The organism is Pleomorphomonas oryzae DSM 16300 (assembly GCF_000422965.1).
GTDB lineage: Bacteria > Pseudomonadota > Alphaproteobacteria > Rhizobiales > Pleomorphomonadaceae > Pleomorphomonas > Pleomorphomonas oryzae.
In genome coordinates this window covers 89,326-102,536 of the sequence record NZ_AUHB01000003.1, presented here as the reverse complement: position 1 = coordinate 102,536, position 13,211 = coordinate 89,326, and the positions used below count along the sequence as shown (strand labels likewise).

12 protein-coding genes are annotated in these 13,211 nt (G+C 61.6%); 4 read left to right on the top strand and 8 right to left on the bottom strand.

The features are described 5' to 3' along the window. Positions 1-120: 120 nt before the first annotated feature. Both G522_RS0105680 and G522_RS0105675 read right to left on the bottom strand, forming a co-directional pair. Positions 121-1,104, bottom strand: a complete 984-nt coding sequence (locus tag G522_RS0105680; protein WP_084632872.1) for an MBL fold metallo-hydrolase — start codon at positions 1,102-1,104, stop codon at positions 121-123. 189 nt (positions 1,105-1,293) lie between these two features. Further along, a complete protein-coding gene (locus G522_RS0105675) occupies positions 1,294-2,193 on the bottom strand; it encodes a LysR substrate-binding domain-containing protein (RefSeq protein ID WP_026790208.1) in 900 nt (299 codons plus the stop codon). Between the two features lie 108 nt (positions 2,194-2,301). Between G522_RS0105675 and G522_RS0105670 the strand changes: the two genes are divergently transcribed. Beyond that, complete coding sequence (locus tag G522_RS0105670; protein WP_026790207.1) at positions 2,302-3,171, top strand: oxidoreductase; 870 nt, start codon at positions 2,302-2,304, stop codon at positions 3,169-3,171. Between the two features lie 66 nt (positions 3,172-3,237). On the opposite strand, the gene G522_RS0105665 is transcribed toward G522_RS0105670, so the two are convergent. Together G522_RS0105665 and G522_RS0105660 are read right to left on the bottom strand one after the other, a co-directional pair. Next, on the bottom strand, positions 3,238-3,660 hold the full coding sequence (locus tag G522_RS0105665; RefSeq protein ID WP_026790206.1) for a hypothetical protein: 423 nt from the start codon (positions 3,658-3,660) through the stop codon (positions 3,238-3,240). A gap of 15 nt (positions 3,661-3,675) precedes the next feature. After that, the gene (locus G522_RS0105660; RefSeq protein WP_026790205.1) at positions 3,676-4,692 is read right to left on the bottom strand and encodes an NADP-dependent oxidoreductase; all 1,017 of its coding nucleotides are present in this window, start codon (positions 4,690-4,692) and stop codon (positions 3,676-3,678) included. 85 nt (positions 4,693-4,777) lie between these two features. Between G522_RS0105660 and G522_RS0105655 the strand changes: the two genes are divergently transcribed. Together G522_RS0105655 and recQ are read left to right on the top strand one after the other, a co-directional pair. After that, the gene (locus G522_RS0105655; RefSeq protein WP_026790204.1) at positions 4,778-5,698 is read left to right on the top strand and encodes a LysR family transcriptional regulator; all 921 of its coding nucleotides are present in this window, start codon (positions 4,778-4,780) and stop codon (positions 5,696-5,698) included. Positions 5,699-5,786: 88 nt separating this feature from the next. After that, positions 5,787-7,589, top strand: coding sequence for a DNA helicase RecQ (gene recQ, locus G522_RS0105650; RefSeq protein WP_026790203.1), 1,803 nt, complete (start codon positions 5,787-5,789; stop codon positions 7,587-7,589). A 40-nt stretch (positions 7,590-7,629) separates the two neighbouring features. Here the strand turns inward: recQ and G522_RS0105645 are convergent, their stop codons facing one another. Further along, on the bottom strand, positions 7,630-7,929 hold the full coding sequence (locus G522_RS0105645; RefSeq protein ID WP_026790202.1) for a UBP-type zinc finger domain-containing protein: 300 nt from the start codon (positions 7,927-7,929) through the stop codon (positions 7,630-7,632). Beyond that, positions 7,929-9,587 (bottom strand): FAD-dependent oxidoreductase, encoded by a 1,659-nt coding sequence (locus tag G522_RS0105640; RefSeq protein WP_026790201.1) that lies wholly within the window; start codon positions 9,585-9,587, stop codon positions 7,929-7,931. The genes G522_RS0105645 and G522_RS0105640 overlap by 1 nt, the downstream gene beginning before the upstream one ends. Before the next feature lie 263 nt (positions 9,588-9,850). Here G522_RS0105640 and G522_RS0105635 point away from each other — a divergent pair, with 263 nt between their 5' ends. Continuing rightward, entirely contained in the window at positions 9,851-10,501 is a 651-nt protein-coding gene (locus G522_RS0105635) for an FABP family protein (protein WP_026790200.1), read from the top strand. 60 nt (positions 10,502-10,561) lie between these two features. Here G522_RS0105635 and G522_RS0105630 read toward each other — a convergent pair whose 3' ends face one another. Next, positions 10,562-12,190, bottom strand: a complete 1,629-nt coding sequence (locus G522_RS0105630; RefSeq protein WP_026790199.1) for an ABC-F family ATP-binding cassette domain-containing protein — start codon at positions 12,188-12,190, stop codon at positions 10,562-10,564. A gap of 416 nt (positions 12,191-12,606) precedes the next feature. Continuing rightward, complete coding sequence (locus G522_RS25750) at positions 12,607-13,209, bottom strand: hypothetical protein (protein WP_051228365.1); 603 nt, start codon at positions 13,207-13,209, stop codon at positions 12,607-12,609. Positions 13,210-13,211: the final 2 nt, after the last annotated feature.

Sequence of the window (13,211 nt, the reverse complement as noted above, 5' to 3'; positions counted from 1 at the left end):
GACCAACGCGCCATCCGATAGAGACCACGCACAGTAAAACAGTATAACGCTTCGTCGACGACGAGGTCACCGGAAGACAGCGCAGCCGGTAACCTCGTCTGCCAGATACTGGGTGATCAGTTAGTCCGCGGCGCGATTTGTGTAGGTCACCGGCACCCAGTCATACCCGCCCCTGCCATCGGCACGGATATGACCGATGCCGGGGAAAGGGAGGTGAGGAACCGCGATCAGGTCGCCTTGCGCGGCAAATTGCGCGAAAGCCTGCTTACGCACCTTCGCTGCGAGCTTGCTGTCCTCGTCATAGGCGATGGTCACATCCGGAGCGGGAAACTGTACAGCCGCAACGTGAATCGTATCGCCGATGAAGACGATGTGCTCGCCTTTGCTACTCAGCGTATAGAAGGCGGCTCCAGGAGTATGGCCGGGATGCACCGTGGCGCTAATGCCGGGCAGAATTTCCTCGGTTCCGGAGAAAGTCTTCAGCTTGCCGGCGTCGAGATAGGGCTTCAACGTCGTTTGCGCGATGTCGAAGTAGCTCTTGTCGTAACCAGTGCGGATCTGGTTTGCCCGATCGAAGAAGAAATCGACGTCGGGCTTGCCGACATAAACAGTCGCGTTCACGAACACGCGTTGCCCGCCTTTCACCAGACCACCCGCGTGATCCGAGTGGGCGTGGGTGATCAAGACATCGGTGATCTGCTCCGGATGAAACCCCCGGCTGGCCAGACTGTCGATTAGCTTGCCGCCGTTGCCCGGTCCGAACAACTCGCCTGAGCCTGTATCGACCAGAATGAGGTGGCCCGGCATCTCTATCAAGAAGGCGTTGATCGAGGCTTCGACGGGATTGGCCTGGAAGTTACGGGTAAGGAGCTTGTCGATATTCTGCCGCGTCGTCCCGCGAAGAAGCGCATGGAGATCTTGCGGAACGGTCCCATCCGTAAAGGAGGTAACGCGAATATCTCCGACACGGATGCTGTAGCCTTCCGGCTGTTGCAGAACGACATGCTGAGGACCGGGAATTTGGGCGATAGAAGGAATTGCGGTTAGCAGCGCCGTCACAAACAGAAGGCCGGCAGCCGCTCGGCGCAAAAAGATGTGTTTCATCGGACAGTCCTTTCTGTTGGAATGCCGACAATATGTGCGCCGTCATGCCATCATTGGAGAGCATGACGGTTGATAGCAGTCATTGATGCGGTTGATGACACAGCGATCTTCTGTAAGTACCCGTCGCCGGAAAAGCCTGCCTTCCTAGGCAGGCCACTAAAGCCCTGGCAGGCTTGGACATTTCCACGATCACCCGGCGTTCGTCTCGCGCACAACATCGAGAAAAGCCCGTATTTTTGCAGCTCTCGACGCGGCCTTGGGGAAATATAGAAACAGCCCCGGCTCCCAGATGGCGGCCTCGGCAAGTATTTCTGTGAGCTGCCCACTCATGAGATGAGAGCGAACCAAAGGCTCCATCACGTAGGCGATCCCCAGGCCGGTCACCGCCAATTCCCGCGCGTAGACAGGATCCGACACGCGAACGGTTCCCGAGACGTCAAGCTGCAACTCCTTGCCGGCTTCCTGCAGGTCCCATTGATAGATGGCGCCGCTGCCAAGGAGACGGAACCCGATGCAGTTGTGTTGCCCCAGCTCGCCAATGGAGCGCGGCACGCCGAAACGCGCCAAATAGGCGGGCGCAGCCACCATGATCGCCCGCATGGGCGGGGTCAGACGAACGGCGACCAGGTCCTGGTCGATCATATTGCCCAACCGCACGCCGATATCGAAGCCCTCGGCGATCACGTTGGACAGGGCATCGTCAGCTACGATTTCGATCGTCAGCTTTGGGTGGCGTCGTGTCATCTCGGCCAGGATCGGAGTGAAGCCAATGTGCAGGGCAACATGTGGCGCATTGATCCGCAGAAGCCCCGAGACGTCCGATTGCGCCGAGCGAACGCTTTCAGCCGCTCCTTCCAGTGCCTCGATCGCTCGTCGAGCGCCCTCCAGGAAGGTGGCTCCGGCTTCCGTCAAAGCCACGCTGCGCGTCGTTCGGGCAAAAAGCGGCACGCCGAGCCGTTCTTCGACCACTCGAATGGCATGACTCACTGCGGAGGCACTCAGGCTCAGCTCGGCCGCCGCGCGAACGAAACTACGGGTTCTGGCAACAGTCACCACGACGGGCAAGTGCGTGAGAAGGATCCGATCCATTGCTGAACCATATCGCATAACCCATCCAAAATCGTCTCGATTATAATCTCATTCAGCAAGGTCCATGTTCCGGTCATGGGCTGGTGCCCACAATCGGAGACGAGACAAATGGAAAAGCACAATCGCGTGTGGCTCATCACCGGTGCGTCTTCTGGCTTTGGACTGGCCCTTGCGAAAGCGGTGCTTGCCCGCGGGGAGCGCGTCGCTGCCGTGGCGCGCCGACATGAGGCGCTTATCGAGCTGACGAAGCTCGCACCAGACCGCAGCCTGGCCCTGACGGCAGACCTCAATGACCCTCAGGCGCGTTCGGTAGCGGTCGATCAGGCGCTATCGCATTTCGGCAGGATAGATGTTCTCGCCAACATCGCCGGCCGGGGATCGCTCGGCGCCGTCGAGGAGTTTTCTCCTGATCAACTGCGCTCCCAGATGGAGATCAACTTCTTTGCCGCCGCCGAACTGACCCGCCTGCTTCTGCCGCACATGCGCGCCAACAGGTCGGGACACGTGCTCAACCTCACGAGCATAGGCGGACTTATCTCGATCGGGGGTTTTGGCGCCTATTGCGCTTCGAAATTCGCGCTGGAGGCGTGGAGCGAAGCCTTCGCCGACGAAGTGGCGGGGTTCGGGATCAGGGTCACCCTCGTCGAACCGGGAAATTTCCGGACGGAATTTGCCGGCGGAGCCAACATGCGCCCTGCTCAGTCGATCGACGACTATCGACCATTGATCGCGCCGATCGAAGATTTTCTATACGGCCAGGATGGTCGGCAACCCGGCGATCCCGCCAAGGCGGCTGAGGCAATGATGATGGTGGTCGAGGACAAGGCTCCACCCCGCCGGCTGGTCCTGGGAAGCGACGCCTTCGCCGCGCTGGACCGCATCTACGATGCGCGGCTCGCCGACATTGCCCGCTACCGCTCAGTCGGAGAGGCGACCGCCTATCCCGACGCGGAGATTCGACCCATTGGTGGTGCATGATTGAGAGGGGCGAAGCCCGCGCCGGGAACGCGAGCTTCGCCAGCGTTCCAACTCCGAGACATCCGATCAGCCGGTCCGATCCACGATGGGGTCGTGCACCATTGCCAGCCAATCGCCCAGGCGCGAGATGTCGCCGTGCATCCGCATCTCACCGGTGCCGAGAAAGCGATCGAGTACCTTTCTATAGCGCGGATCGGTGCTGCGGAGCGCGTTGAGTTCTCGTGCTACAGCCGCGGTCACCTCGATCGTAACGTCCGCCTGCTCATCTGCTCTTGCGCCCACCCTGTAGGATGGCTTGCCTCCGACAAGGTCAAAGCGGATGCCCTGAACCAATCCATCGGCCAGGACAACCCCATCGGTATAGCGCTCGACAAGGGAAACGGTCAGATCAGCCGGAAGCTCAGCGCGCCGTGCGGCCTCCGCCATGACCGTCCCGACCATCTCGAACCAGGCCGTTGTGCCGTGGGGTATCTTCGTATGAACGGTCATTGGCCTACCCCCTCGTCAGTCGACCGTGAGCACGATCTTGCCCTGGACATGGCCCTTGGCCGCGCGCTGATGGGCTTGGCGTGCCTCGGCCAACGGGAAGCGGCTGTCGATGACCACGCGTACCGTGCCATCTTCGAGGAGCCGACCAACTTCTTCGAGCTGCGCGCCGTTCGAGCGGACCTGCGTTGCCGAGACCGTGACGCCAAGTCGCCTTGCGTCATCGGTCCCTTCGAAGCCGAGCGGAAAAATCGGGAACAAGGCGCCACCACGCTTCAGAACCTTCAGGAAACGGCCGGAGGTCGGACCGCCCACCGCGTCAACCACGAGATTTATGTCACGCGCGACATCCTCGGGATTGGTCTTGGTATAGTCGATGAACTCATCGACCCCGAGGTCGCGCAAGAGCGCCTCGTGCTCGCCGGATGCCACGGCAATGACGTGCGCGCCTTTCCATTTGGCGAGTTGCACCACGAAATGCCCCACGCCGCCGGCCGCCCCGTTTACGAGAACGGTTCTGCCTTCAAGCGGTACCGGTTCATGCCGGCGCGGCTGAAGCGGGTTGGGCTCGTCATGCCCTAGATCCACAAGGAACTGCCAAGCCGTGAGTAATGACATCGGCGCTCCGGCAGCATGGTGGTGATCGATACTAGCCGGCTTGCGCGCCAGTTCCGTCGCCGGCACGCTGACATATTCGGCGTAGGCCCTGCTGTCTCCGGCAAGACCGCTCGGAAAGCGAACCATTGCATAGACTTCGTCACCGACGGAGAAGTCCAGGACATCGTCGGCCACCGCCTCGATCACGCCCGAAATGTCGGTTCCCAGAATGACGGGAAACGACACCTGCGGCTGCCACTCGGGCGGAAGCATCTTGTAACCCTCACGCAGATACCAGTCGGGCGGGTTCAAACCCACGGCGCGTACCCGGACGAGCACTTCGCCATTTCCGATCTCTGGCTTCGGTGCGTCTTCATAAATAAGAACTTCGGGACCACCGAAGGCATGCAAGCGAACCGCTTTCATCAGATCGTTCATTTGGATCTCCATGGCTGTGTTCCATGAAGAACTAGTCAGCGGAATTCGAATTGAAAATGATGGCCTGTTTCGCTTTAATAATGCCATGCAGGAACAAATCGGCCTGGAATGGCTCTCCAACCTTGTGGCGTTTGCGCGTGCCGGATCGATGGGCAGCTACACGGCTGCAGCCCGTTCTCTTTCGGTCTCGCCATCGGCGGTGAGCAAAAGCGTTCAGCGGCTCGAACGGCATCTCGGCGTTTCGCTCTTCACCCGTACGACGCGGTCGCTGACATTCACGCCGGAAGGGCGCGAGCTGCACGAGCGCGCATTGCGCTTGCTGCGCGCGGCGGAAGACATCGAGCAGGTGGCGACGGCGGCGCGTTCCGAGCCGTCGGGCACCTTGCGGGTGGCCGCACCACTGCCGATCGGGCTCCATGTGATAGCACCGGCCCTGCCGGCATTTCGCGCTCGCTACCCAAAGGTGACGGTAGACCTTAGACTGAACGACCGGATCGTCGACATCGTCGAGGAAGGAATCGACGTTGCCATACGCATCGGCGAGCTCCCGGACTCGGGACTGTTGTCCCGCAAACTGGCGCCACACCGTCTCTGTTGTTTTGCGTCGCCAGCCTATTTGGCGGCGCATGGTACGCCGAAGCATCCGGACGAGATCGACGGGCATGACACGGTCAACCTCCGCTATCAGAGCAGCGGCCAACCGCTGCGATGGCCCTTCCGGATGGGCGACCGGGAAATAGAGATCGTACCGCCGTCCGGCATTGTCGTGGATGTCAGCGAGGCGGTGATGACAACTCTCGCCGCCGGCGGTGGCATCGGGATCGGCGCGACATTTATTGCCGCTCCCTATGTAGTTCGCGGCGAACTGCTGCCGGTCCTTTCGGAATTTGCCGTGGAGCGGCACAACATCACGGCCCTATGGCCGGAGAGTCGCCGGACCAATCCGGCCGTACGAGCCTTTCTCAACCTGTTGCAAACAGCCTTTCGCGAACGAATGATCTCCTAGAATACTGGCCGTGTCGCGTTTCCTCTGGGGCGGCGGGGCGATGAACCTGTTATGAGGTCCCATTCCCTTCGCGTTTCTCCGAGTCGCCGTGACCGCCCACGCCCTGCAAATTCTGAAAACGGTTTACGGTTACGAGGCCTTTCGCGGGCGTCAGGCGGAAATCGTCGACCACGTGATGGCCGGCAACAACGCCTTCGTGCTCATGCCGACAGGCGGCGGCAAATCGCTTTGTTACCAGATACCGGCGATGGCCCGACCTGGCATGGGGCTTATCGTCTCACCGTTGATCGCGCTGATGGCCGATCAGGTAACCGCGTTGCGGCAGGCGGGCGTCAAGGCCGCGGCGCTGAATTCCGATCTCCAGGGCGACGAGCGATACAGTCTGTGGCGGGACATATCGAACGGCGCGCTGGATCTCCTCTACGTGGCGCCCGAAACGCTGCTTCGGCCCGACGTCCTGGACCTGTTGCACCGTGCGCGGCTATCGCTGATCGCCATCGACGAGGCGCACTGCCTGTCGCAATGGGGGCACGATTTCCGTCCGTCCTATCGCCAACTCGACGCGCTCGTCACGCAATTCCCCGACACGCCGCGCATGGCGCTGACGGCGACAGCCGACGCACCGACGCGCGCCGAGATCCTGTCGCACCTTCAAATCGCCGAAAGCGACGCCTTCATTGCCGGCTTCGATCGTCCCAACATCCGCTACGCCATGGCGGAGAAGGACAATCCGCGCGCCCAATTGAAGCGCTTCCTGAGGGAGCATGAGGGCGAAAGCGGCATCGTCTACTGCCTGTCGAAGCGAAAGACGGAGGAGACGGCAGCTTGGCTCTGCGATCAGGGCTATACGGCCCTGGCCTACCACGGCGGCATGGACAAGGCCGAGCGCGAGACGAACCAGACGCGCTTTCAGCGCGAGGAAGCCGTCATCATGGTGGCGACCATCGCCTTCGGCATGGGCATCGACAAGCCCGACGTGCGCTTCGTTGCGCATCTCGACCTGCCCGGCAGCATCGAGGCCTATTACCAGGAGACCGGACGCGCCGGCCGTGACGGTCTGCCGGCAGATACATTGATGCTCTATGGCCACGAAGACATCGCGCTACGCAGCCGGTTTATCGAGGACTCCGACGCACCGGAACAACGCAAGCGCATGGAGAGGCAGAAGCTCGACGCGCTGCTGGGCCTGGCCGAGACGGCCGGTTGCCGCCGCCAAGTGCTGCTCTCCTATTTCGGCGACCATTCCGAACCCTGCGGCAACTGCGATACCTGCGCGGAGCCGCCAGAGCTGTTCGACGGGACGGTCGCGACGCTGAAGGCCCTCTCCTGCATCCATAGAACCGGCGAGCGCTTCGGCCAGGCCTATATCGTCGAGGTACTGCTGGGCGGATCGGACGAACGCATAGGCCGGGCCGGCCATGACCGCATCTCGACCTACGGCATCGGCAAGGAGCACGACAGCCGCACCTGGCGTGCCATCCTTCGCCAGTTGATCGCGCTTCGCCTTGTCGATGTCGACCTGACCGGCCATGGCGGGCTATCGATCTCGGAAGCGGGCCGGCAGTTCCTGCGCGAAAAGCCGGTGCTGATGCTGCGCGTACCGGCAAAACCGCAGGTTTCGAGAAGCAAGAAGGCAGGCAGGCAAGCGTCCACTGTCCTGCCGGAGGCCGATCAAGCGCTGTTCCAGGCGTTGCGCGAGAAACGCACTGAACTCGCCCGCGCGCAGAACGTGCCGCCCTATGTGATCTTCCATGACAAGACGCTGATCGAACTGGCTGCCGAGCGCCCCGGCTCACGGTCTGAGATGGCGAAGATTCCGGGCGTCGGCGAGGCCAAACTGGATCGCTACGGGGAAGCGTTTCTCGCTGTGATTGCCGAGCACTGTGAATAATCCGGCGCGAAGACGCTACTGCCGACCCGCTTGCCCAAACTCAATAGAAGCGCGGAATCGGCCCGTCCTGCGGCGTCTGATCCTCCAACTCCACTTCGACGTCGTCGACATAGCACCATCCCCACCCCTCGGGCGGATCGTAGCCCTCAATGATCGGATGAGCCGTTGCCCGGAAATGAGCGCGGGCATGGCGGTTGGGAGACTGATCGCAACAACCGACGTGGCCGCAGGTTCGACAGATCCGGAGATGCAGCCACTGGCCGCCGATCTTCAGGCACTCCTCACAGCCACGGGCGCTGGGCGTCACCTGGCGGATGGTGCTCGTATGACTGCAGGACATTACGCGTTCTCCTTCGCGGGCTGGCCGATCATGGCCTGTTCGGCGAACTTGGCGTGAATTTGCGAGACGACGGCGGCGCCCTCACCGACGGCCGCAGCAACGCGCTTGGTGGAACCGGCCCGAACGTCGCCGATCGCGAAAACCCCAGGCATGGTCGTCTCGAGCGGAAGCGATCCCTGGCCCGTGATGACGAAGCCACGGCCGTCGGTGTCGACACAGTCTCGCACCCAGTCGGAGTTGGGATCAGCGCCAATGAACAGGAACAAATGCCGCAGTGGCAGGCGACAATGAGCGCCGCCACGTGCCGCTTTGAAGGTCGCGGCCACAAGGCCGCTCGTTCGATCCCCTTCAAGGGCGACCAGTTCCTCTCCGACATGAATCTCGACGTTCGAAAGGGCGGCGATACGATCGATCAGATATTGCGACATCGTCTCCCGCAGGTCGCGGCGGACTATCAGATGCAGCTTCTTCACCTGCGGTGCCAGGAAGACGACCGCCTGCCCCGCCGAATTGCCGCCGCCGATCAAGGCAACCTCCTCGCCAGCGCACAAGCGGGCCTCAATGGCCGAAACCCAGTAGGAAACGCCCGCCCCCTCCAGCTCTTTCAGCTTCGGCACATCCGGCCGCCGGTACCGAGCGCCTGATGCGATCACAACGGAGCGCGCCGTCACGCTGCGTTCGCCGGCGCATACCAGAACCGGATGAGGGCCGTCGCACGTCAATCGCTCGACCTCCATGGGGATCGCGATCTCCGCGCCGAACTTCAGCGCCTGATTGAACGCTCGTCCGGCGAGCGCCTGACCGGAGATGCCAGTGGGAAAGCCTAGATAATTCTCGATCCGGGCCGAAGCCCCAGCCTGTCCGCCCATTGCGCGGGCGTCGACGACGATCACCGAGAGGCCCTCCGAAGCAGCATAAACAGCCGTTGCGAGGCCCGCAGGCCCAGCGCCAACCACCGCAACGTCGAACAGTTTGTCAGGATCAAGGTCGGGTATGACACCGAGGCAGGCCGCGAGTTCCTCATCGCTGGGGCGGCGCAATACCGGTCCTCCAGGACAAACGACCAGTGGCAGATCCTCGGCTGAAACACCGGTACGTTCAATAAGTTCGCGGCCCTCTTCATCGACATTGGCATCAAGCACGAGGTTCGGCAGGCCGCTTCGGCTGAGGAAGTTCTGCAGCCGCACGACGTCGGGGCTGCTCGGATTGCCAATCAGGATGGTGCCCCCACCCCCTTCTTCGATCAGGCTGACTCGGCGAAGGATAAGGGCACGCATGATAATCTCGCCCAGTTCGGCGGATCCGATCATGAGCGCCCTGAGATGGGCTGCGTCGAAGGGCAGTGCAAGGCAGCCATCGGAACCAGCCCGCCCAGCCGCGATCGAGGAGCGGCCGGAAAGTTGGTTCACTTCCCCAGAGAACTGCCCCGCGCCATGCGTGGTAATCGGCACCTCGCCACTGAGCCCGTCGCGTCGAACGATGTCGATAGCGCCCTCGAGCACGAACCACGCCGGCGCACCGTGGCTGCCAATTTCATAGATCGTTGCGCCTGGCTCGAAGCGCGTCGCCGGACCACTGGCAAACCTGCGCGCCGCATCCATTTGCGACACGCTCAGCACCGGGAACATCTGGCTCGCACGGGTCTCGATGATGCTCATCTGGTCCTCCTGTCCGCCGAGCCAATCGCCTGGATGGCGAGACGCGGGAGTCTGTCAGTTGATCTTGCGCGCACCGTGGTCGGCTGCCTAACATACGGAGGTGTCGGTCGCCCCGATAACCTTAGTATGAGGGTCATCTTATCCAGTGGTCAAGCACACGTCGATCCTGGCGCCACTCGGTATGAGTGTGATGCTCCCGGCCTGTTTGGGGCGAGCGAAGCGCGTGTGCTTATGGCGCTGTTTCAACCAAGGGAGTGTAGGTCATGATGCTAGCCGCCCGCGACATCTTCACCGAGCAGAGCGACGTCGATCCTGACACCCTCGCCAATCTTGGGCCGTTGCGGCGGCTGGCGGGCCGCTGGCGCGCGCGCAAGGGGGTGGACATCAACCCAAAAGCCGATGGGCCGGAACAGCGTGTGTTCATCGAGACCATCGATTTTCAGGCCATCGATCCGCAGGCCAACGGCCCGCAGCTCCTTTACGGCTTGCGCTACCACATTCACATCACAACCGAGGAAGAGGATATCACCTTCCACGATCAGGTCGGCTACTGGCTCTGGGAGCCGGCGACCGGGATGGTTCTCCAGACGGTCGCTATTCCACGCGGTCAGGTTGCCCTCGCATCGGGCCAGGCGGCGCCGGACGCGAACGAGATTGTGGTATCCGCCAAGCGAGGCGAAACCGAATACGGCATCTGTTCGACGGCGTTCCTCAATGAGGCCTTCCGCACCGACAGCTACCGCATCACGATCAGCTTCCACGCGGATGGCTCTTGGAGCTACCTCACGGACACCGAACTCATGGTCGAAGGACGCGACGTGCCGTTCGCCCATCAGGATAAGAACACCCTGCATCGGGTGGGGGAGGCGCGGCCTAACCCCTTGGCGGTCATCATGGCGAAGCGGAACGGCTGATACCCGCCGGCTGGGATAGAAATCCCGCCCCTATCGCCATCGCCCCTCTTCGCGAGCCCGCTAGCCGCCTGGGTGAAGACCTGGCGCTTCTTGGCCCGTGCTCACCACATATTCGGTGTAGCCGCCGCCGAACTGGTGGATGCCCTCGGGCGTCAGTTCCAGCACGCGGTTGGAAAGGGCCGCCAAGAAGTGGCGATCATGCGACACGAACAGCATGGTACCCTCGAATGCCGAGAGTGCCGCAACCAGCATTTCCTTCGTCGCCATGTCCAGATGGTTGGTCGGTTCGTCGAGCACCAGAAAGTTCGGCGGGTCGAAAAGCATCTTGGCCATGACCAGACGCGCCTTCTCGCCGCCGGAGAGCACGCGGCAAGGCTTCTCGACGTCGTCGCCGGAAAAGCCGAAGCAACCGGCGAGAGTGCGCAGGGCACCCTGCCCCGCCTGTGGGAAGGACCCGTCCAGCGAGGCGAAAACCGTCTCGTCACCGTCCAGCAGGTCCATGGAGTGCTGCGCAAAATAGCCCATCTTGACGCTGCTGCCGATGGTCACCGTGCCTTCGTCCGGCTCGGTCGCTCCGGCCACCAGTTTCAGCAGCGTGGATTTTCCGGCGCCGTTGGCACCCAACACGCACCAGCGCTCCTTGCGCCGCAGCTTGAAATCAAACCCCGCATAGATCGGCTTGCCACCATAGCCCTTATACACATTGCTGAAGCTCGCCACGTCCTCACCGGAGCGTGGCGGGGTGCGGAAGTCGAACTGGATCGACTGGCGTCGCCGGGGCGGCTCCACCCGTTCGATCTTGTCCAGCTTCTTCACGCGGCTCTGCACCTGTGCGGCGTGCGAGGCGCGCGCCTTGAAGCGCTCGATGAACTTGATCTCCTTGGCGAGCATCGCCTGCTGGCGCTCGAACTGCGCCTCGCGCTGCTTCTCGCCAAGCGCCCGCTGCTGTTCGTAGAAATCGAAATTGCCTGAGTAGGTCGTGAGCGACCCGCCGTCGATCTCCACGACCTTGCCGACGATGCGGTTCATGAAGGCGCGGTCGTGCGAGGTCATGAGCAAGGCGCCGTCATAGCTCTTGAGGAAATCCTCCAGCCAGATAAGGCTCTCGAGATCGAGATGATTGCTGGGCTCGTCCAGCAGCATGCCGTCTGGCCGCATCAGCAGGATCCGGGCGAGTGCCACGCGCATCTTCCAGCCACCGGACAGCAGGCTGACGTCGCCATCCATGCGCTCCTGGCTGAAGCTCAAGCCGGCGAGCACCTCGCGCGCGCGCGCATCCAGCGCGTAGCCATCCAGTTCCTCGAAGCGCCCCTGCACATCGCCGTAGCGCTCGATGATGGCATCCATGTCGTCGGCCTGATCCGGGTCGACCATGGCGGCCTCGAGCTTGGCCATTTCGGCGGCGAGCGCACTCACCGGCCCGACACCATCCATCACCGCCGCGACGGCGCTCTGGCCGGACATTTCGCCGACATCCTGGCTGAAATAGCCGATCGTCATGCCGGCATCGATCGACACCAGGCCGTCATCGGGCCGATCCTCACCGGTGATCATCCGGAACAGCGTCGTCTTGCCGGCGCCATTCGGCCCGACCAGTCCCACCTTCTCGCCTTTTAGGACGCCCATCGACGCGTCGATGAACAGGATCTGATGGCCATTCTGCTTGCTGATGTTATCGAGACGAATCATGAGGCCCGTGTTGACTGGAAGAAAGCGTAAGAAGAGGAAGTGGCCGCGATGGTGACCTGCCACTGAATTTCACCCAGCGGCGTTTATAGAGCGGCAGTGTTTACGCCATGCGACGCAGTGCGCGCAACATGCGACGGGGCTGTGGCGCCTCGAGATCGGCAAGCATCACCGACGTAAGTCAGGTGGGCATCGGCGCCCGCAGATAGGCATAGAGGTCGGCAGCGTCATCGGGTCGAAAGTTCCCAGGGTCAGTCGGTCTGTAACAATCAGGGCGACGTGCATTTTCTCTCGGCTCGTCTCACGGCGATGCATCGGAGAGGAGAATGGCAAGAGGAAGGCGGGCAACGTCAAAGAAGCTCGCTCCACACCTCACAATGCTACTCAAGAAAAGCTAGACAGACGATGGAAATAACAGGTCAGCCAACATCTTCATCAAGGATCGTTCTTCCACTTAAGCTAAAAGCTGGGAGAGACAGTAACCTGACCGTCATGCCAATTGAAAAGCTGGCATCTCGAAAAAGGTGTTCATCGGCGGAGATCTGCGTTTCCAGTACACGCCTTGAGAGGTTGGCTGGATCACTTAAGTCGCGATAATGCGACAATGGATTTCTCAGGCTCATCAGTTTCCGCAAGCCGACCGCATCATCTACGGTGACGACTCCATCGGCAACACACCTATCCAGAGTAGCTCGGAAAGCAGGACGGTTGGGCGGCGGTTCGTCTAGATGCAGAAAAGTAGCCAAGTGCGCAGCGAGTATGTTCTCTGCTATAGATTGACAAAGCATCACGGTTGCAATGTAGTTCCCGTGCACGAAACTTGCCCGAGCTTCACTCCAAGCCTTAAAAACAACCTCCCCACCCGGCATAAGTGTTCCACCACGCCCCAACGCGGAACACAAATCCTCTAGCTGCTTGAATCGAGAAACCTTCCCAGCAAGGTCATCATGCATATCAGCCAACAACCACCGCACTAGGCTGATCTCATCGACCGAGCTGAAGATGTCCTCCTGCTCGTTCATGC